The 17,098-nt window shown below is 71.9% G+C and carries 22 protein-coding genes and 1 pseudogene; 16 read left to right on the forward strand and 7 right to left on the reverse strand.

Features of this window, described 5'->3' with window-relative positions:
- The first annotated feature begins 77 nt into the window (after window positions 1–77).
- On the forward strand, window positions 78–1,001 hold the full coding sequence (locus OG504_RS25675; protein WP_405991926.1) for a hypothetical protein: 924 nt from the start codon (window positions 78–80) through the stop codon (window positions 999–1,001).
- Between the two features lie 174 nt (window positions 1,002–1,175).
- Here the strand turns inward: OG504_RS25675 and OG504_RS25680 are convergent.
- Window positions 1,176–1,265: pseudogene (locus tag OG504_RS25680) on the reverse strand (AraC family transcriptional regulator); the annotation flags it as partial.
- On the opposite strand from OG504_RS25680, the gene OG504_RS25685 reads away from it, so the two are divergent.
- The 6 genes from OG504_RS25685 (at window position 1,254) to OG504_RS25710 (ending at window position 6,611) form a co-directional block, all read left to right on the forward strand.
- Window positions 1,254–1,826 carry a hypothetical protein gene (locus OG504_RS25685; protein ID WP_405991927.1) on the forward strand — a complete coding sequence of 191 codons (573 nt, stop codon included), beginning with the start codon at window positions 1,254–1,256 and terminating at the stop codon, window positions 1,824–1,826. The pseudogene OG504_RS25680 and the gene OG504_RS25685 sit on opposite strands and share 12 nt — an antisense overlap.
- A 149-nt stretch (window positions 1,827–1,975) precedes the next feature.
- The gene (locus OG504_RS25690) at window positions 1,976–2,536 is read left to right on the forward strand and encodes an RNA polymerase sigma factor (protein ID WP_405991928.1); all 561 of its coding nucleotides are present in this window, start codon (window positions 1,976–1,978) and stop codon (window positions 2,534–2,536) included.
- Window positions 2,533–3,372 carry a zf-HC2 domain-containing protein gene (locus OG504_RS25695; protein WP_405991929.1) on the forward strand — a complete coding sequence of 280 codons (840 nt, stop codon included), beginning with the start codon at window positions 2,533–2,535 and terminating at the stop codon, window positions 3,370–3,372. The genes OG504_RS25690 and OG504_RS25695 overlap by 4 nt, the downstream gene beginning before the upstream one ends.
- Window positions 3,373–3,428: 56 nt before the next feature.
- Window positions 3,429–4,238 carry an ABC transporter ATP-binding protein gene (locus OG504_RS25700; protein WP_405991930.1) on the forward strand — a complete coding sequence of 270 codons (810 nt, stop codon included), beginning with the start codon at window positions 3,429–3,431 and terminating at the stop codon, window positions 4,236–4,238.
- A gap of 50 nt (window positions 4,239–4,288) precedes the next feature.
- Window positions 4,289–5,689, forward strand: coding sequence for a hypothetical protein (locus OG504_RS25705; protein WP_405996422.1), 1,401 nt, complete (start codon window positions 4,289–4,291; stop codon window positions 5,687–5,689).
- A gap of 334 nt (window positions 5,690–6,023) precedes the next feature.
- The gene (locus OG504_RS25710) at window positions 6,024–6,611 is read left to right on the forward strand and encodes a hypothetical protein (RefSeq protein WP_405991931.1); all 588 of its coding nucleotides are present in this window, start codon (window positions 6,024–6,026) and stop codon (window positions 6,609–6,611) included.
- Window positions 6,612–6,649: 38 nt separating this feature from the next.
- On the opposite strand, the gene OG504_RS25715 is transcribed toward OG504_RS25710, so the two are convergent.
- Window positions 6,650–7,342 carry a hypothetical protein gene (locus OG504_RS25715; protein WP_405991932.1) on the reverse strand — a complete coding sequence of 231 codons (693 nt, stop codon included), beginning with the start codon at window positions 7,340–7,342 and terminating at the stop codon, window positions 6,650–6,652.
- Complete coding sequence (locus OG504_RS25720) at window positions 7,335–7,901, reverse strand: SigE family RNA polymerase sigma factor (RefSeq protein ID WP_405991933.1); 567 nt, start codon at window positions 7,899–7,901, stop codon at window positions 7,335–7,337. The genes OG504_RS25715 and OG504_RS25720 overlap by 8 nt, the downstream gene beginning before the upstream one ends.
- A 158-nt stretch (window positions 7,902–8,059) precedes the next feature.
- Here OG504_RS25720 and OG504_RS25725 point away from each other — a divergent pair, with 158 nt between their 5' ends.
- The 3 genes from OG504_RS25725 to OG504_RS25735 all read left to right on the forward strand — a co-directional run bounded on the left by OG504_RS25725 (window position 8,060) and on the right by OG504_RS25735 (window position 11,231).
- Window positions 8,060–9,181 carry a sigma factor-like helix-turn-helix DNA-binding protein gene (locus tag OG504_RS25725; protein ID WP_405991934.1) on the forward strand — a complete coding sequence of 374 codons (1,122 nt, stop codon included), beginning with the start codon at window positions 8,060–8,062 and terminating at the stop codon, window positions 9,179–9,181.
- A complete protein-coding gene (locus OG504_RS25730; RefSeq protein ID WP_405991935.1) occupies window positions 9,178–10,857 on the forward strand; it encodes a transglycosylase domain-containing protein in 1,680 nt (559 codons plus the stop codon). The genes OG504_RS25725 and OG504_RS25730 overlap by 4 nt, the downstream gene beginning before the upstream one ends.
- 86 nt (window positions 10,858–10,943) lie before the next feature.
- The gene (locus OG504_RS25735) at window positions 10,944–11,231 is read left to right on the forward strand and encodes a hypothetical protein (RefSeq protein ID WP_405991936.1); all 288 of its coding nucleotides are present in this window, start codon (window positions 10,944–10,946) and stop codon (window positions 11,229–11,231) included.
- On the opposite strand, the gene OG504_RS25740 is transcribed toward OG504_RS25735, so the two are convergent.
- Complete coding sequence (locus tag OG504_RS25740; protein WP_405991937.1) at window positions 11,221–11,655, reverse strand: TetR/AcrR family transcriptional regulator; 435 nt, start codon at window positions 11,653–11,655, stop codon at window positions 11,221–11,223. The two genes, OG504_RS25735 and OG504_RS25740, sit on opposite strands and share 11 nt — an antisense overlap.
- Window positions 11,656–11,735: 80 nt before the next feature.
- Here OG504_RS25740 and OG504_RS25745 point away from each other — a divergent pair, with 80 nt between their 5' ends.
- The 6 genes from OG504_RS25745 to OG504_RS25770 all read left to right on the forward strand — a co-directional run bounded on the left by OG504_RS25745 (window position 11,736) and on the right by OG504_RS25770 (window position 15,093).
- Window positions 11,736–12,011 (forward strand): MBL fold metallo-hydrolase, encoded by a 276-nt coding sequence (locus tag OG504_RS25745; RefSeq protein ID WP_405996423.1) that lies wholly within the window; start codon window positions 11,736–11,738, stop codon window positions 12,009–12,011.
- Between the two features lie 150 nt (window positions 12,012–12,161).
- Window positions 12,162–13,319 (forward strand): lactonase family protein, encoded by a 1,158-nt coding sequence (locus tag OG504_RS25750; RefSeq protein ID WP_405991938.1) that lies wholly within the window; start codon window positions 12,162–12,164, stop codon window positions 13,317–13,319.
- 160 nt (window positions 13,320–13,479) lie between these two features.
- On the forward strand, window positions 13,480–14,064 hold the full coding sequence (sigK, locus tag OG504_RS25755) for an ECF RNA polymerase sigma factor SigK (protein ID WP_366494571.1): 585 nt from the start codon (window positions 13,480–13,482) through the stop codon (window positions 14,062–14,064).
- Window positions 14,061–14,204: a hypothetical protein gene (locus OG504_RS25760; RefSeq protein ID WP_405991939.1), complete on the forward strand. Its 144-nt coding sequence runs from the start codon at window positions 14,061–14,063 to the stop codon at window positions 14,202–14,204. Before sigK ends, OG504_RS25760 begins: the two co-directional genes overlap by 4 nt.
- Window positions 14,201–14,344, forward strand: a complete 144-nt coding sequence (locus tag OG504_RS25765) for a hypothetical protein (protein WP_405991940.1) — start codon at window positions 14,201–14,203, stop codon at window positions 14,342–14,344. Before OG504_RS25760 ends, OG504_RS25765 begins: the two co-directional genes overlap by 4 nt.
- Window positions 14,341–15,093 (forward strand): anti-sigma factor domain-containing protein, encoded by a 753-nt coding sequence (locus OG504_RS25770; RefSeq protein WP_405991941.1) that lies wholly within the window; start codon window positions 14,341–14,343, stop codon window positions 15,091–15,093. Before OG504_RS25765 ends, OG504_RS25770 begins: the two co-directional genes overlap by 4 nt.
- 275 nt (window positions 15,094–15,368) lie before the next feature.
- On the opposite strand, the gene OG504_RS25775 is transcribed toward OG504_RS25770, so the two are convergent.
- The 3 genes from OG504_RS25775 to OG504_RS25785 are packed head-to-tail and all read right to left on the reverse strand — an operon-like array spanning window position 15,369 to window position 16,950.
- Complete coding sequence (locus OG504_RS25775) at window positions 15,369–15,728, reverse strand: hypothetical protein (protein WP_405991942.1); 360 nt, start codon at window positions 15,726–15,728, stop codon at window positions 15,369–15,371.
- On the reverse strand, window positions 15,725–16,369 hold the full coding sequence (locus OG504_RS25780; RefSeq protein ID WP_405991943.1) for an Asp23/Gls24 family envelope stress response protein: 645 nt from the start codon (window positions 16,367–16,369) through the stop codon (window positions 15,725–15,727). Before OG504_RS25780 ends, OG504_RS25775 begins: the two co-directional genes overlap by 4 nt.
- Entirely contained in the window at window positions 16,366–16,950 is a 585-nt protein-coding gene (locus OG504_RS25785; protein ID WP_405991944.1) for an RNA polymerase sigma factor, read from the reverse strand. The genes OG504_RS25780 and OG504_RS25785 overlap by 4 nt, the downstream gene beginning before the upstream one ends.
- Window positions 16,951–17,098: the final 148 nt, after the last annotated feature.

Here is a 17,098-nt window from a genome sequence, read left to right on the forward strand (position 1 = left end):
GGTGGCGAACAACTCCCGGGCGCCCAGGCTGGGTCGTGCGGGTGCCGAGCGAGCACCCGGAAGCTGGAGTCAGAGTCATGTCCAACGGAACCCGTCGTGCGAAACGCACGCTCGCGTCGACCGTGACCGCGGCCGTGCTGGCGTTGATCGCCACCCTCTTCGGCCCGCTGTCCACCGCCCAGGCGCAGACCTACCCCTGCCCGGGCGGCCCCTCCTCGGGGGCGTCCTCCTCCGGGTCGAACTGCCCCACCCTGCACAACCGGGACATCGTGGCCGAGGCCGCCATGCCCGCCACCCTGTACCGCGGCGACTCCCGGCCCCCGATCGCCGACAACAACCAGGGCATCTTCAACACCGGCTTCTGGTCCCGGGGCACCAACTCCGACATCGTGTCCCACGTCCAGGGCGACCGCTCCCTGAACAGCGAGTACATCTCGACCTCGGGAACGCTGGGCGTGACCGAGGACTTCGCGCGGAGCCAGGGCGTGAACAACCTGGCCTCGATCGCCCTGAACAACCAGTGCTCCACGGGCCGCCTCGTCGCCTACGCGGTCCTTCCGGGGATCGGCCCGTTCCTCATGGAACGCTGCCTGCGCGGCACGATCACCGCCCGCACGTTCGTCTACACGATCGACCCGGCGTACGCGCGGAACGCGCTGTACGTCCCTGACCAGATCCGCAGCAACACGGACCTCTACAACCACTACCACACACAGAACGAGTGGGCTTATGTCCGGCACATCCCGAACTGGGCGATCACCGGCGCCCGCATCTACACGATGACCGCCCGCTACAACCGCGGCCTCCTCGTACCGTCCACGATCACGTTCCAGTACGACCAGTTCGTGGCCAACCCGCACCACGCCCAGACCCGCATCACCTACGACCCCGCCACCGACCGCAGTGCCGACTGGACCTACGACACAGCCCTCAACTCCCCCACCGCGAACGGCTACTCGCGCGGGTGCAGCTCGATCACCCGGTGCAGGGACGGCAGTTGAGCGACGGCTCCCGCCGGGCTGGTTGGTTCCGGCGGTGAGTTCGCCGAAGAGCCTGTTCGCCGCGTCCGAGGTGAACTGGCGCTGGAGTTCGGCGCGGGCGATCCGCTTGCGGAACTCCCCCTCGTGTCCGGTGAAGGCGTCGATGAAGCTGGAGGGGTTGGACCAGCCGCAGGCCACCGCCGTCGCCGTGACGGACCTGCCGTCGGCGAGGTGGACCAGGGCGTGATGGATACGCAGGGTGGTCCGCCAGCGGTGGAAACTCATGCCCAGTTCCGTGTGGAACAGCCGGCTCAGGGTGCGTTCGCTCGCTCCTGCCGTGCGGCCCAGCTCGGCCAGGGTGACCGGCCGGGCGGGGTCCTCGTACAGGAGGGCGGTGGCGGCGCGCAGCCGGTCGTCACCGGGCTCGGGCAGGTGCAGGAACTGCTCGGCGGAATCGGCGAGTTCGTCGACGATCACCGTGAGCAGTCTGCGGTGCGCGCCGGACCGCCGCTCCGGCCTGTCGGTGAGCGCGAGGAGGGCCTCGCGCAGAAGGGGGCTCACCGCGAAGACACTGGGGTGGTCCACCAGCTGCGCGCACAGATCGAGCGGGACGACGACGAGACGCACGTCGGTCTCGCCGTAGAAGCGGTGGGAGTGGGCGAAGCGCGGTGGTGTCCAGGTGACACGGTTGGCCGGGGCGACCCAGGTCCCGCGTCGGGTCACGGTGGCCAGCGCGCCGGCGGCGGCGTACACGAGCTGGCCCTGGACGTGCGAGTGGGGGTCGAGCCGGTGGCCGTGCGGGAGCCACGCGCCGCCTTGGAGGATCGGCTCGGAGCTCGGCGATGACGGTTGACGGGTTTCCAGCATCGGACGTCGATCTACCGACGGTCGCACCACCTGGGCGAAGCCGACCGCGCACCGAACCGCCGCCCGGCCATGTGACGCGGCTCACGTCGAAGTGAAAACCGGCGGTCCGCGCCCCGCGTCTAGCCGGTGTGAGATCAGTCAGGAAGGCACCCGGCGAGCCGGACGAGGAGCGTCTCGTGCGGCTGGTGGCCAGGGGTGACCGTGCGGCGTTCGACGAGCTGTACCGGCGTACCGCGCCGTGGCTGGCCGTGCGGCTGCGCCGGCGCTGTGCCGACGAGCAGATCGTCGCCGAGGTGATGCAGGAGACGTATCTGGCGGTGTGGCGGGCGGCGGGGGCGTTCGCGGGGGCCTCGGTGGGCGGTACGGCCGTCGGGTGGCTGTGGACGATCGCGGCGCGGCGACTCGTCGACGCCTTCCGGCGCCGGGCCCACCACGCCGAGCCGCCGCCGGCCGCCGCTCCCGCCGACGCGGCGCCCGCCGCCGAGGAGGAGGCGCTCGCGGCCACCGTCGGCGGGGACGTCGGTGACGCGCTACGGCGTCTCGCGCCGGAACTCCGGCAAGTACTGCAGGCCTTGGTGCTCGACGGGCTGTCCGTCCGGGAGACCTCCGTCCTGCTCGGGCTGCCCGAGGGCACGGTCAAGACCCGTGCGCGCCGGGCCCGGATCGCGATGCGGAGGGCACTGACATGAGCGTGGAACATGCGTCGACCCGGATCATCGACAGTTACGCGCGCGGACCCGGCGGCAACGACCTCACCGCCGACGAGGTGTGGGCCGTAGAAGCCCATCTGGAGACGTGTCGGGTCTGTCGGGACCGGCTCGCGGCGGTCGTCGCCGCGGAGGTGCCGGGGGTGGCGGCGCTCGTCGGGAGGGTGTGGGACGGGCTCGAGCCCCGGCTGGGTGTGCCGGTGGCGCGGCGGCGGTACCGGTCGGTGCGGGTGTCGAGTCGGCTGACGCCGGCGATGGTGCCGTGGGTGGGGATGGTCGTGAGTGTCACTCTGCTCGCGCTGTTGCTCGATCTGGTCGGGGGCGGCTACGGGTTCGGGGCCGGCCGTGTGTCGGTGGTGCTGCTGCTCGCGCCGGTGCTGCCGGTGCTCGGGGTCGCGGCGTCGTGGTCCCAAGGACTCGACCCGGCCTACGAGTTGACGGCTTCCGTGCCCAGGGCCGGACTTCAATTGGTGTTGCGGCGTACGGCTTCCGTGCTCGGTGTGGTCGTTCCCGCGCTGCTGGTCGGCGGCTGGGCCACGGGGGTGCCCGGCGTGACGGCCGTGCAGTGGCTGCTGCCCTGTCTGGCCTTCACCTCCACGACCCTGGCGCTCGGCGGTGTCGTCGGGGTGACCCGTGCCGCCGTCGCGGTCGTGGCCGTATGGGCCGCCGTGGTGGTGACACCGACCGTGGCCGCCAGCCGTGCGACCTTCGCGCTGCAGGCGGGCGGGCTGCCGGTGTGGGGGCTGGTCCTCGCGCTCGGCGTCGGGACCGTGATCGCCCGCAGGGGCGCGTACTCCGTGCTGGGAGCCCATCGGTGACCGGCGAGAGATCGACGAGAAGAGCCATGGGGGAACCCGTTGGAAAGGACCATCACATGATGCCCGCCGTGAGCGCGGCCGACATCGCGCCCACGCCCTACGCCTGGGAGATCCGGGCCGCCGGGTTGAAGGTCAGGGCCGGTCGGAGGCGGATGGCCGTCGACGGGCTCGACCTGTCGCTGGGGACCGGGGTGCACGGGCTGCTCGGGCCCAACGGGGCCGGGAAGACCACCCTCATACGGGCGTTGGCCACCGTGCTGCGGCCCGCCGAGGGGACGTTGGAGCTGCTCGGGGAGTCCGCGGGCGGGATGGGGGAGCATCGGGCGCTGCGCCGGCGGATCGGCTATCTGCCGCAGGAGTTCGGGTACTACAAGCGGTTCACCGTGCGTGAATTCGTCGAGTACATGGCCTGGTTGAAGGAAGTGCCGAAGGCGGACATCCCCGGGGCGGTGCAACGCGCCGTGGAACGCGTGGGGTTGGCCGACCGGGCGGAGGAGCGGATGAAGGCGCTCTCGGGTGGGATGGTGCGCCGGGTCGGGATCGCGCAGGCCATCGTCAACGATCCGGCGATCCTGCTGCTCGACGAACCGACGGCCGGGCTGGATCCGGCCCAACGGCTGCGGTTCCGGGGGCTGTTGCAGGAGTTGGGCACGGACACGTGTGTGGTCGTGTCGACCCATTTGGTCGAGGACGTCGCCGCCGCCTGCGGCGATGTGGTGCTCTTCGCCGAGGGGCGGCTGGTCTTCCAGGGCACCCCGGACGAGCTGGCCGCGGCGGGTGGTCCCGAGCACGTGGGCGACAGCCCGTTGGAGCGCGGCTACTCGGCACTGCTGTCGGACCCCGAGCGGGAGAGGGGTTCCTGGTGAACAGCCGTGTCCCGCCTGCCGACTTGAACGTCCGCGTCCCGCGCCTCGACATCAACCTCCGTGTCCTGCGCACCGAGTTGAGACGTTCCGTCGCCCCCTGGGCCGGCGGCGTGATCCTGACGAGCGCGCTGGCGTTCCTGTACCTGGTGAACGGCAGTTGGTGGAACGGCACCACGGCGTGGACGGCCCAGTGGACGTCCCTGGCCCTGTGGACCCGGAGCCTGCTGTTCTATCTGTGGCCGCTCGCCGTGGGGTTCGGGGCGTTGCAGGGGCTGCGCGACCACCGTTCGAGGATGGTCGAGCTGCTGACCAGCACACCGCGTCCCGCCCGGCACCGCGCGGCCGTACCGGCGGGCGCGACGGCGATCACGCTGGCCTCGGCCTACGCGCTCCTCGTCCTCGTCGGAGGGGTCCAGGTACTGGCCAACACCGAGTACACGCACGCCGGTTGGCTGCCGATCTCGTCCGTGGGGGCGCTGTTCCTCGTCGCGGGGGCCGTGCTGGGCATGGGCGCCGGGCGGGCCCTGCCGTCCGCGCTCACCCCGCCGCTGCTGGCCATGGGCGCGTTCGCGTTCACCGCCCTCATGCACATGTCGCTCGGCCGGACGGCGACGATCGACCCGGCGACGGGCTTCACGACCACGGAACCGAACCGCCTCTCCCTCCTGTCACCGGAGGTCGACGAGGTCCACAGCACCCTCGTCACGCTCTCCGCCTCCGTCCACATCGGGCAGACGATCTGGGTCCTCGGCATGGCCACGACCGGCTTCGCGCTCCTGGTCGCCGCGACCCGCCGCGCCCGGCTGCTCGCCCTGACCCCCGTCCTGGCGGGCGCGCTCCTCGCCCTGCTCGTCCTCCCCTCCGACCCGGACCGGATGTACGTCGTCGACCAGGCCGCCGCGGAGTTGGTGTGCGAGGGGCCCGTGTGCGTGACGAGGGCGCATCAGGACCGGCTCGGTGACCTGGCGAGTCCCGGGAAAGAGGCGCTGCGCCTGCTGCAGGGCGCGTTGGGCGGACGGGCACCGGTCTCGGTGCGGGAGAACACCGCCGTGCAGGCGGAGGGTTCGACTCCGAAGTGGTCCCGTACGACTGTGCTGTTGGACTTCGACGACGACCTCGTCGCGGCGGCGCGGGGTGAGCAGCAACTGACCTGGGCCCTGCTCGCCAAGGGGCTGGTACCGGGGTGTACTCCGGTGGGGTGGAGCGGGTTCGGGGGAGACCAGTACGCGCAGGCTGTCGCGGTGGGCTGGGTCCTCGGGGAGTTGAAGCCACTGCCTGGCCCAACGGCGGAGATGCGCGCCGAGGTCGACACCAAGGCCCGCCCGGTGTGGAAGAAGCTCATGACGCTTCCGCGGGCCGAGCAGCTCTCACGGATCGAGGCGATGCGGGGCGCTGCGCTGACTTGTGAGGGCGACCCGTTCGACGTGCTGTCGGGGCGGGCGTCTCGGTGAGGTGGGGGCGGAGGCGGGGAGGAGGGGGCGGAGGCGGGGAGGAGGGAATCGGGGAAACGGGGGTCGGGGAGGTGCGTCCCGGGAGACGGGGGGCGGGGAAGTGTGTTCCGGGGAGATGGGTGCCCGTGACGTGGGTGCGGGGGCGGTGTCTTCCGGTGAGGTGGGTCTCAGGGAGATGCGGCCCGGTGACGGGGGTGCCGGTAACACGGCTTGCGATGAGGTGGCTTTCGGGGAGGTGCGTCCCGGGGAGATGGGTGCCCGTGACGTGGGTGTCGGGGAGGTGCGTCCGGTGACGGGGGTCCCAGGGAGACATGGCCCGGTGACACCGCTGCCGATGAGGTGGCTCACCCTGTACGTGCGGTCGCGTCAAGTCCCCGCGTCCTTCGCCGCGTTGATGATCGGCGCGGCGGTGATGCGGGCACTCGGCGGGGACGGCAGCGAGGGGACCGGTGATCCACGGTTGGCCGTGCTCGTTCTCGTCACCGGAGTGATGGCGGCCTCGATCGGGCTCGGCGGGCAGGATCTCGCGCTGGACCGGGCGGCCGCGATCCGCTGGGTGCCGCGCAGGGCTGCGCATGTGCTGCTCGCCGGGGTGGTGGTCGCGGCCGTGCTGCTCGCCGCGCAGGGGGTGGGCGCGCGCGGGGGGACGTCCGTGGCCGACGCCGGGTTCGTCGTGCGGGACAGCGCGGGGCTGACGGGGCTTGCCGCTCTGGGCGCGGCGCTCTCGGGCGGGCGGTACGCGTGGGCGCTGCCGTTCGCGTGGCTGTCGTTCTCGTTCGTCACCCCGGCCGGTACGGGTACGGCGACGCGGGTGGCGACCTGGATGCTGTTGCCGGCCGGCACGGCGGCGGGTACCTGGACTGCCCTGGTTCTCCTGGGTGTTGGCACCGCGGCCTATGCCCTCGCGGGGCCGAGGCGGTAGGCGGTCCGGGGCAGAAGGTCCCCTTGAATCTCCTCGTCTCAAGACGTGGCGCCGGTGACCGCAAGGACGCTCCCGATCTTCGCGTCCTCGTAGAACCACTTGGCGTCGGCCGAGCCCAGACCGATCCAGCCGGCCCCGGTGTCCTGCTTACCGGTGCTCTTCTCCTTGGAGGAGAAGGCGATGCCGACGTAGACCGGTTCGTTGTTGACATCGCGCAGTTCGACCGCGAGCGAGACCTCCGTTGTGTAGGCGACCCCGCCGGTCAGATCGGTGACGGTCACCACCTTGGTCTCGTGCTTCTTGTAGACGGTCAACGGCCCCACCAACCCGGGACTGTCGGGAAGGCCGGAGGTCATCGGCATGACCCGGCCCCCGACGATCAGGACACGCTTGCCGAGGACGACCGTGCCGGTGACGGACGTGCGCGGCAGGGGAGTTGACGTCTCGCCGGAGGTGACACGGGGTGACGGGACCGGGGCGGCGTGCGTGGCGGCCGGGAGTTGACGCCCGTTCCCCTCCCCCGCGGAGTCCGTGAAACCCACGGTCAGCGCGAAGGCGACCACGGCGAGAGCCACGGCACCCGCGCCCAGCGTGCCCGCCATCCGACGGCGCCCCCGACGCACGGCACGACCGCGGACCTCGGCGCCGGTGAGAACCGGGAAGGTCTCCTGGTGAGCCGCCAACTCACGCAGGGCGGTGGAGAGTTCGTCCTTGGAGAGTTCGTCAGACACGGCCGCTCTCCTTCCGAACCGGCACGTCCGCCTTGCCCGACTTGCCAGTATTGGCAGCCCCGTTGACCCTGTCGCCCCCGTCGGCCTCGTCAACCGCCAGATGCTTCGCCAGCGCCGCTCGCCCCCGGTACAGCCTCGCCTTGACCGTCCCCACCGGCGCACCCGTGTCGGAGGCTATCTGCTCGACGCTCACGTCACACAGATGGTGCAGGACGATCACCATCCGCTGCGCCTTGGGCAGTTGGCGCAGCGCGGCGACAAGTGCCGTGTGATCAGGGTCGGGTCCCGGCACCGCCCCGGGCGGTGGAGTACGGCGCACCAACTCCAGCCAGCGCCTGGCCCGGCGCCACCGGCTCACCGCCAGCCGCATGGCGACCGTACGGATCCACGCCTCGGGCGCCTCGTCCGCGAGGAAGTCCCCGCGCCGGTCCCAGGCCCGTACGAACGCCTCCTGGACCACGTCCTGCGCCTCCTCCCTGTCCCCGGTGAACGCCGAGAGCTGACCGGTCAGACGGGGAAACGCGGCCGCGTAGAAAGCGTCGAACTCGTCCTCGGTCATGACCTCACCGGAGTCTTGGAATTCCCGTGCAACCTGACCGCCCTCGCCGTGCGTACAGGTCCCGATGGCCGCGTCCTCACCACACGCCCCACAGGAAAGACGACAAACACGCGCCCCTGGATCCACTTCCCCCACAGCCGTACCGGAGGACCCCCGAAGTGCCGCACTCCCCCGACGACTTCGCCCCCTACGCACACACGAGCCTGCCCCGACTGCTCACCACCGCCCACCTGCTCTCCGGCGCCCCCGGCGACCACCGCGAGCCGACCGAGCTGGTACGGAGAACCCTGGTGCGGGTGTGCGCGCGGTGGCGCCGGATACCCCGGGACGACGTGGACTTCTACGTACGCCGGTTCCTGGTCAAGGAGTACCTGCGCGGGTCACGGGGACGGGCACGCCGCGCAAAGGCCCAACGGGCCGTGCTGGTGCTGTTGCACTGGGAGGGCCTGCGCGAGGCGGAGATCGCGCAGTTGCTCGGCTGGTCGGCGGGCGCGGTCAGGAGCCGGGCCCGGCGGGGGTTGGCGGTTCACGGGGATGATGCCGAGCACCTGCGCGGGCTCTTCGCCAAGGCCGCTACCGGCCTTGTCCCGTTGGACGTTCAGCTCGACGCCGTGGAACAACGCGGCCGTGCGCTACGACGGCGCCGTAGAGGAGCAGTCGCAGCAGTCTGCGCGCTGCTGCTCGTGCCGGGAATCGTGTTCGGCGGGAACCGTTTCATGACCGGCGGCTCCACGGACGGTTCGGGCGGCGGGGCCGCCGACGTGGCGCAGAGCCCGACACGGATCGTCGCACCCGGCGAACGGGTGGACGCCGTACCGGGAGCGCAGGTCTGGCTGACCACCGACGGCAAGCACTGGTCGACGCCGGAAGCGCCCAACCAGTTCCTCGGCCTGACCGACGCCAGTGCCGAGGACACCTACAGGAACAAGTACCAGGACAAGTACAAGGACGGCTACGGGAGCGGCAGGAAGGTCAGCGTCGAGAGCGGGAAACCAACCGTCTCCGTACAACCCGACCCGCTGAACAACACGTCGTACTTCCTGTCGGGCCTGTACCGAGGCCTGTCCGCCGACCCGGCCCGCGTCGAGGTCACCGTCGACGACCACAGGATTACCGGTACGGTCCTCACGCTGGCCGGCAGCCCCGGCTGGGGCGTCTGGTACGCGCGCGCACCGCTGTCACCGGAGGAGTTGAAGGCGAGCTCCGTCGACGGCGGCCCGACCGTCACGGTGTACGACGCGGCAGGCAAGGCCGTCGCACGGGGCGGGGCGGCCGAGTGAAGCGCCGCATCCGCACCCGGGCCCGCGCCCACCTGCGGCGCGTCCCGCTCCGCCTGCGCCTCCGCCGCACCCGGGGCCGTCTGCTGCGCCGGCTGCTCATCGCCGCCGTCCTCCTGATCGCGTCACTCTGTACGGCGGCGGTCGTCGCGTACCGCCTGACGGACATCCCCGAGCCGCACCCGGAGACCGTCACGCAGAGCACGGTCTTCGTGGACGACAAGGGCTCCTACCTGGGCCGACGCGGCCCGGTGGACCGCCAGGAGGTGCCCCTGTCGCAGGTCCCGCGGTACGTCCAGGACGCGGTGATCGCGGCCGAGAACCGCTCCTTCCGCACGGACGACGGGGTCTCGCCACGAGCCATCGCCCGAGCGGTACTGGCCTCCCTCACCGGCGGCGAACGGCAGGGCGGTTCGACCATCACCCAGCAGTACGTGAAGAACGCCCTGCTGAGCCCCGAACAGTCCCTGTCCCGCAAGGCCCGCGAGGCCCTGATCGCGATCAAGCTCGACCGCACCCGGTCCAAGGACGACATCCTGGCGGGCTACCTCAACACGGTCTACTTCGGCCGGGGTTCGGCCGGCATCCAGGCCGCCTCCCGCAACTACTTCGGCGTGGACACCCGAAACCTGACCGTCTCCCAGGGCGCCGCGCTCGCGTCGATCGTCAACATCCCGTCGTACTACGAGAAGGCGGGCTCCGACCCGACGGTGACCGCGACCCTCAAGGCACGCTGGACATGGGTACTGGACGCGATGACGGCGAGCGGCACCATCACGGCGAGGCAACGCGCCGAAGCCGCCTTCCCGGCCTTCCGCTTCTACCCGCCGGGCACGACCGAGGGGCAACGGCAGTACATGATCGACGTGGCGGCGAAGGAGGCCGCGGACCGACTGGGCATCACCGAGGACCAGTTGGCCCGCGGCGGCTACACCGTGCACACCACGTTCGACCTGACCCTCCAGGACGCCACGACGGAGGCGGTGAAGAACCTCAAAGCCGGCAAGACCAGCAAGGGCGGCAAGGCCACCACGCTGCACACAGCGGTGGTGGCGATCAAACCCGGCGACGGAGCGGTAAAGCTCCTCTACGGCGGCTCGGACTACGCCCGCCAACCGTTCAACGACGCGGTGGGCGGCGCCGTAGAAGCGGGAACGGCCCTGGACCCCTTCAACAAGGTCCGCCTCACCGCCCCCCTCACCGACCTCCGGAAGACCCCCGCCCCCACCCCACTGAAACTGGCCTCGGCCTACGCGACGGTAGCGGCGAACGGCGTCTACGCGGCCCCGTACACGATCACGAAGATCACCCGGAACGGCCGACAGGTGTACACCGCCCACCCCGACACACGGCGCCTGCTGGACGAACGGGACGCGTTCATGGTGAACGCGCAGATGTCGAAGCCATTCGCGGAGGGGATCTCATCACCCCCCACCGCCCAGAAGACCCCTCAGACCTCCTTCACAGCCGGAGCAGGCGGCGGCATCACCCGCCGAACCATCTGGTCCACCACCCTCGACCCCCAACTCACCCTGACGGTCACCCTCTTCGCCGACCGCCCCGGCAAGAAAAAGAACACGACGACACCCGCCCAACTCCCGAACGACCCACCACCGGCCGAGTCCGCGGAGGAGACCGCGGCACAGATCTGGCGACTGGCCACGGCGGGGACGGGATAGGCGGGGCCTTCTCCACCCTTGGATAGAGACCCCGTTCCTCCGTAGCGTCGACGATTCGTCGCCCCCGCGGCGGAATGCTTACGGCCATGGACATCGCTTCGCTCACCGTCGTACTCAGTGTGATCGCGGTCGTCGCGGCCTCGGTGCTCGTCGTTTCGAATGAACCGCCTTTGTGGGTCTGTCTGTTGAGCTGTGCGGGGTCGTTCCCGTTGGGGAGTGCGCTGTTGCACGGGCCCGACTTCACGTCCGCGATCGAGGACGGTTCCGCCGCCGCGTGGGCGCTGCGGCTGGCCGTCGCCTTCACCGTCATGGTCGTGCTGAGCTTCTTCTTCCGCCGGGACAGCCGCACGGCTGCCCCCCGTCCTACGGCCTGAGCACGGCCGTGAGGGTGTCCGCCAGCCATTCCTCGTACGTGTCGGCGGACCAGCCCCGGCCCGCCGTGAGCTGGGTGTACAGCTGCGGACCGGTCAGGGCCCAGACCGCGTCCGCCAGGTGGGCCGGGGCTGCGGCCGGGGCCAGTGCGCCGGCCTTGTCGAGGTGGGTGACGAAGGCGGTGACGCCGGTCAGGCGTTCGCGTTCGCTGAGCTCCAGGATCTCTCCGACGTCCGGGCCCGCCTGGGACAGCAGGGCGAAGAGCGGCGCCACCCGTTCGTGGATGCCGCGCACGAACACGCCGTGGAGCCGCAATGTCGTGCCCAACTCCCTTGCCCCGAGGATCTGTTGCATCTGGGGGCGGTCTCCCATGGGGACCGGTTCGTCGTCTCCGGCCAGGGTGATGTCCCACAGGGCCTTGACCATGCCGGGTTTGCCGCCGAACGACTTGTAGACCGTCTCGGGGGAGACGCCCGGACGTTCCCGGCGCCCCGCGGGCCGTCGTCCTGCCCGGTCATACGCCCGGCAGTACCGCGTACCTCTTCGCCGACCGCGGGCTCCTCTTCACCGGCGACGCCCTGGTCGCCGCGGACGGTTTCACCGACCACACCGGACCCACGATCGTGAGCCGTTGCTTCACCCACGACAGCGGGGCCGCGCTCGACGCCCTCGACCGCCTCGACGAACTGACAGCAAAACTGCTGCTACCCGGTCACGGCGAGCCCTTCACCGGAAGCGTGCAAGCAGCCACCCGACAGGCACGGCAGTTCGGCGCCCACTGATCTTCTTACGAACCCGGGACGTCGACCCAGAGTGCGCCTTATAGCCGTTTCGTCCCCCTGATCTCGGTCTAGCGTTGCGAATCGTCCGGCGACGAGCGTGAAAACCCCGCCGGCCCCCATTCCCCTTTTCCACAAGAGGAGTACGCACGCATGACCCTCGCCACCCGCACCCGCATCCTCGCCACCGGCGCCACCGGCGCCGCCCTCGCCGCGGCCGCCCTCTTCGCCGCGCCCGCCGCCGTCGCCGCCGAGGCGCACCACGCCCCCGACTCCCGTGCTCAACTGCGCGGCGGCTCAACCGTGTTCGTGCAGAGCGACAACACGGACGCGAACACCGTCGTGGCCTACGCCCGCGCCGCCGACGGCACCCTCGCCCGCACGGGCGTCCACTCCACCGGAGGCAAGGGCGGCATGCTGCCCGGCACCGTCGCCGACCACCTCGCCTCGCAGGGGTCGCTCGCCTACGACCGGCACAACCAGCTCCTCTACGCCGTGAACGCGGGCAGCGACACCGTGACCGTCTTCGCCGTGCACGGCACACACCTGCGGCGGGTCCAGGAGATCTCCAGCGGCGGGAGTTTCCCGGTCAGCGTCACCTTCCACGGCAACCGGGTCTACGTCGCCAACACACTCGGCGGCGGTTCCGTCCAGGGCTTCGTGCGGACCGGCGAGCGGCTGGTGAAGGTTCCGTCCTGGAACCGCAACCTCGGTCTGGACAAGGGGACTTCGGTGATCGGGCAGATCTCCTTCACCCCGGACGGCTCGAAGCTCGTCGTCACCACCAAGGCCTCGGGGCAGAGCATCGACGTCTTCCCGCTCGGCGGCGTGCACGGCGGTCCGTCCGCGCGTCCCGTGGTGACCTCGACCCCGGGCGCCGTGCCGTTCGGGTTCGCCTTCGACTCCGCCGGGCGGATCCTGGTGACGGAGGCCGGGACCAACTCGGTCGGCACCTTCACGGTCGGCCGCGACGGCAGACTGACGGCCAAGGGGACCGTCCCGACGGGCCAGACCGCCACCTGCTGGGCGGTGACCGCCGGGGACCAGGTCTACGTCTCCAACGCCGGCAGCGGCACCCTGTCCGGCTACCGGGTCGGCGCCGGCGGCGGGCTCACCGCGCTCGGCAACACGGCCACCCACCCCGGCACGGTGGACGCGGCGGCCTCCTCGGACGGCCGGTACCTGTACGTCCAGACGGGCGTCCAGGGCACGGTGGACGAGTTCCGGGTCGGCCCGAAGGGGTCGCTCACCGCGATCGGCTCGGTCGTCGTACCGGGCGCCGTCGGCGGCGAGGGCATCACCGCGGGCTGACCGGCACCGGGCAGCACCGAACGAGGGCTCGCCGTCCGTACACGGCGGCGGGCCCGGACCCGTACCCCCTCTCCTCGTGTTTTCGTTGGCACCGCATCCAATCCAGGGTCCCGGCAGGAACGGATTACGCCCGGACATGTCCCGACCGCGGAGGCCCTCGGTGAAAGAAGCAGTGCATATCGGCAGGAACCCGGCAGCTGGGCCCGACCTGGAGGAACTGGTCGGCCGGGTGGCCCTCGGGGACGAGGACGCCTTCGCGGGTGTCTACGACGCCGTGGCGGGGCCGGTGCTGGGTGTCGTGCGGGCGGTGCTGCGCAACCAGGCGCAGTCGGAGGAGGTGACGCAGGAGGTGCTGGTGGAGGTGTGGCGGACGGCTCCCCGCTACCGGCGCGACCGCGGCACCGCCGTCAACTGGATCCTCACCCTCGCGCACCGCCGGGCGGTGGACCGGGTGCGCTCGGTGGACGCCGCGGCGGCCCGCGACCACAAGGCCGCGCTGCTGGCACAGCTCCCCGAGTACGACGAGGTGGCCGAGCGCGTCGAGGCCCGGCTGGAGCGCGAACAGGTACGGCGGTGTCTGCGCACGCTGACCGAACTCCAGCGCCAGTCCGTCACGTTGGCGTACTACCGGGGCCTGACCTATCGCGAGGTGGCGGAGGCGCTGGCGCTGCCGCTTGGCACCGTGAAGACCCGGCTGCGCGACGGACTCATCCGGCTGCGCGACTGCCTGGGGGTGACCGCGTGACGACCACCGACCTGCACCGGCTGACCAGCCCACCCGTCCCGCACACACCGCGCGACCGCACGACCACCGCCGACCCCCACGGCCAGACCGGCCCGAACACCGCACCCACACTGCCCGACCACCCGGGGGTGACCGCGTGACCACCACCGACCTGCACCGGCTGACCAGCCCACCCGCCCCGCACACACCGCGCGACCGCACGACCACCACCGACCCCCAGCGCCAGACCGGCCCGAACGCCGCACCCACGCCGACCGACCACCCGGGGGTGACCGCGTGACGACCGTCGATCTGCACCGGCTGACGGGCGCCTACGCCCTGCACGCGCTGCCGGACGAGGAGAGCACGGCGTTCGAACGGCACCTCGCGGGCTGTGAACCCTGCGCGGAGGAGACCGCCGAGCTGAGCGCCACCGCCGCCCGCCTGGGCCTCGCCGTCGCCTCGACGCCCCCGACCGCGCTGCGCGAGCAGGTGCTGCGCCGGATCACCGCCGTCCGCCAGGAGACCCCCGGCAGGCACCCCCGGAACCGCACCGCGCCGGCCGGCCGGCGGACCCGTACGCTCTCCCGCTGGGCGCTCGCCGCCTGTCTCGCGGCGGCCACGGCGCTCGGCGGTACGGCCGTCTGGCAGCACCAGCGGGCCGAGGACGCCCGCGACCGGGCGCGTCAGGCCGTGCAGGCGTCGGACGAGATCGCCGCCGTGCTGGCCGCGCCGGACGCCAGGATCCGGGCCGCCGGACTGGCCGGGGGTGCCACCGGGACCGTCGTCGTCTCGCAGGGCCGGGACCGGGCGGTGTTCGTCGTCTCCGGGATGGCCCGGCCGCCGGGCGGCAAGGTCTACCAGCTGTGGTTCGACGACGCCGGGACCATGCGGTCGGCCGGTCTGATGAACCCCGCCCGCACCGACCAGGCCGTCCTGCTGCGGGGCGCCGTCGACGGCTCGTCCGGCATGGGCATCACCGTCGAACCGGCCGGCGGCTCCCCGCACCCCACCTCCACGCCGCTGGCCCTGCTGACCTTCCCGAGCTGAGGCGGGCCGGTCAGCCGAGACCCGTGACCGTCACGGTGACCCGGACCGCGGACGGCGCCGGTGCCAGGACGTCCAGACGCCGTTCGCCCTGATACCCCTCCCCAATCGAGCCACGCCCACCTCAGAACACCGGCACGACCCCTCAGACCAGCCCGGTGACCGTCACCGTGACCCTCGGTGCGGACCGCGCCGGTGCCAGGACGTCCAACACCCCGCTCGCCCTCAAACCCCTCCCCAACCAAGCCACGCCCACCTCAGAACACCGGCACGACCCGTCAGACGAGCCCGGTGACCGTCACCGTGACCCTCGGCGCGGACCGCGCCGGTGCCAGGGTGTCCAGGCGCCGCTCGACGGTGGCCCGGACACCGCGTGCCACGTCCACGGTCCTGGCCCGGCGCAGCGCGACGACGTGGATCTCGACCCGCCAGGGACCGTCACCGTCCGGCGGGGTCATCCGCACCCCGGCGGGCGCCGCCCCGGGCCGCGACACCACCGACCGCAGCCGGTCGGTCAGCCCCGGCCGGAGAAAGGCGACCCCCGGGACACCCTCGACGGCGGCGGCGACCTCCGCGGCGAGCGTCGCGTGCGCGGGCTGCCCGTACGGCGCGGAATCCTCGGAGCGCTGCGCGGTCATGCCGTACCGCCTTCCTGGTCGTCGTCGTCGTCATCGTTGTCGTCGGGCATCGGGGTGGACACCAGGTCCGTCACGCGGATGTCGACCGCCGTGACCCCCATGCCCAGTTCACGGTCCGCCGCCTCCCACACACGTTCGCGGACCCGGGCGGCGAGCCCGGGCAGCGGGGCATCGGCCGGGGCGTGGATGTCGAGGCGGACCTCGACCGTGCCGGGGTCGCCGCCGTCGCGGAGCCGGCAGGAACCGGCCCGGACGCCCGGGACCGACTCGGCCGCCGCGCGCAGCGCGCGGGCCGCGACCGCCTCCATGATCCAAAGGTCTTCGGCGGGTTCACCGAGGGGCAGGGGGCGCCCCGGGCGCAGTTCGAGGCGTACGACGTCCATGATCCGCCGGGTCAGCGGCTCGGTGTCGTAGGCGGCGGCGGTGGTGTCCGTCTCCGCCTGCAGGCCGCGCACCACGGACTCCAGATCGTCGAGTCCGCGCACGGCCTGGCGGCAGTGCGGGCAGCTGCGGAGGTGCGGGTCGTCCGTGCCCCGCTCCCAGTCGTCCCAGGTCCGCGACAACAGCCGTCCGCAGGGCAGGAGTTCGTCGTCGGCCGGGGCGGCGGGCGTGGTGTTCGGCTGGTCGGTGCGGTCGGTCATCGCCAGGCCCCCAGTGCTTGGGTCAGAGATCGGCGGGCGCGGAACACCCGGGCGCGGACGGCCTCCTGGCTGATGCCGACCGCGTCCGCGATGAACTCGTAGGAACGGCCGTCCAGTTCGCGCAGCACCCAGCACGCGCGCTGTTCGGCCGAGAGGAGGTCGAGGGCGGCGCGCAGTCCGCGGACCGCGTCGCGGCCCTCGGCGATCCGGGCCGGGGAGGTGGTGTGTTCGGCGGCGGCCACGTCACCGGCCGCCTCCAGCGAGGCCACGGGTCTGCGCGAACGCAGCACGTTCAGGCAGCGGTTGGTGACGATGCGGTACATCCAGGTGCCGAAGGCGGACCGCCCCTGGAACTCCGGGAGCCGCCGCCAGGCACTGAGAAACGCGTCCTGTACGGCGTCCTCGGCCTCCGCGCCGGTACCGAGCAGGCTCGTGGCGAGCCGGATCAGCGCGGGGGCGTGCCGGTGCACGAGCACGGCGAAGGCGTCCTCGTCCCCCTCCGCGGCCCGGACCGCCAGCAAGGCGTCATCCGTCTCGGCCCGGGTGTCCGGTGGTGCTTCGGGTGTGCGGGGCCCCGCCACTGGGCGGCTCCTCTCGTCCGGTCTGTCTGCGGGTTGGACACGGCCGCGCGGCGTCTGTGACGCGGGTGCGCCCGCTTCTTCTCCTTCCGGAGCCGAAGGGGCCGCGGATGGGTCGGAAAAGGAAATTCATCCGATCGGGCGGGCGACC

This window comes from Streptomyces sp. NBC_00986 (assembly GCF_045162565.1).
Lineage (GTDB): Bacteria > Actinomycetota > Actinomycetes > Streptomycetales > Streptomycetaceae > Streptomyces.

Excerpts from the sequence above, each read along its gene's own strand:
- OG504_RS25675 (WP_405991926.1), top strand. The coding sequence starts at position 78 with ATGTCCAACGGAACCCGTCGTGCGAAACGCACGCTCGCGTCGACCGTG.
- OG504_RS25695 (WP_405991929.1), top strand. The coding sequence starts at position 2,533 with ATGAGCGTGGAACATGCGTCGACCCGGATCATCGACAGTTACGCGCGC.
- OG504_RS25700 (WP_405991930.1), top strand. The coding sequence starts at position 3,429 with ATGATGCCCGCCGTGAGCGCGGCCGACATCGCGCCCACGCCCTACGCC.
- OG504_RS25710 (WP_405991931.1), top strand. The coding sequence starts at position 6,024 with ATGAGGTGGCTCACCCTGTACGTGCGGTCGCGTCAAGTCCCCGCGTCC.
- OG504_RS25720 (WP_405991933.1), bottom strand. The coding sequence starts at position 7,901 with ATGACCGAGGACGAGTTCGACGCTTTCTACGCGGCCGCGTTTCCCCGT.
- OG504_RS25735 (WP_405991936.1), top strand. The coding sequence starts at position 10,944 with ATGGACATCGCTTCGCTCACCGTCGTACTCAGTGTGATCGCGGTCGTC.
- OG504_RS25740 (WP_405991937.1), bottom strand. The coding sequence starts at position 11,655 with ATGGTCAAGGCCCTGTGGGACATCACCCTGGCCGGAGACGACGAACCG.
- OG504_RS25750 (WP_405991938.1), top strand. The coding sequence starts at position 12,162 with ATGACCCTCGCCACCCGCACCCGCATCCTCGCCACCGGCGCCACCGGC.
- OG504_RS25775 (WP_405991942.1), bottom strand. The coding sequence starts at position 15,728 with ATGACCGCGCAGCGCTCCGAGGATTCCGCGCCGTACGGGCAGCCCGCG.
- OG504_RS25780 (WP_405991943.1), bottom strand. The coding sequence starts at position 16,369 with ATGACCGACCGCACCGACCAGCCGAACACCACGCCCGCCGCCCCGGCC.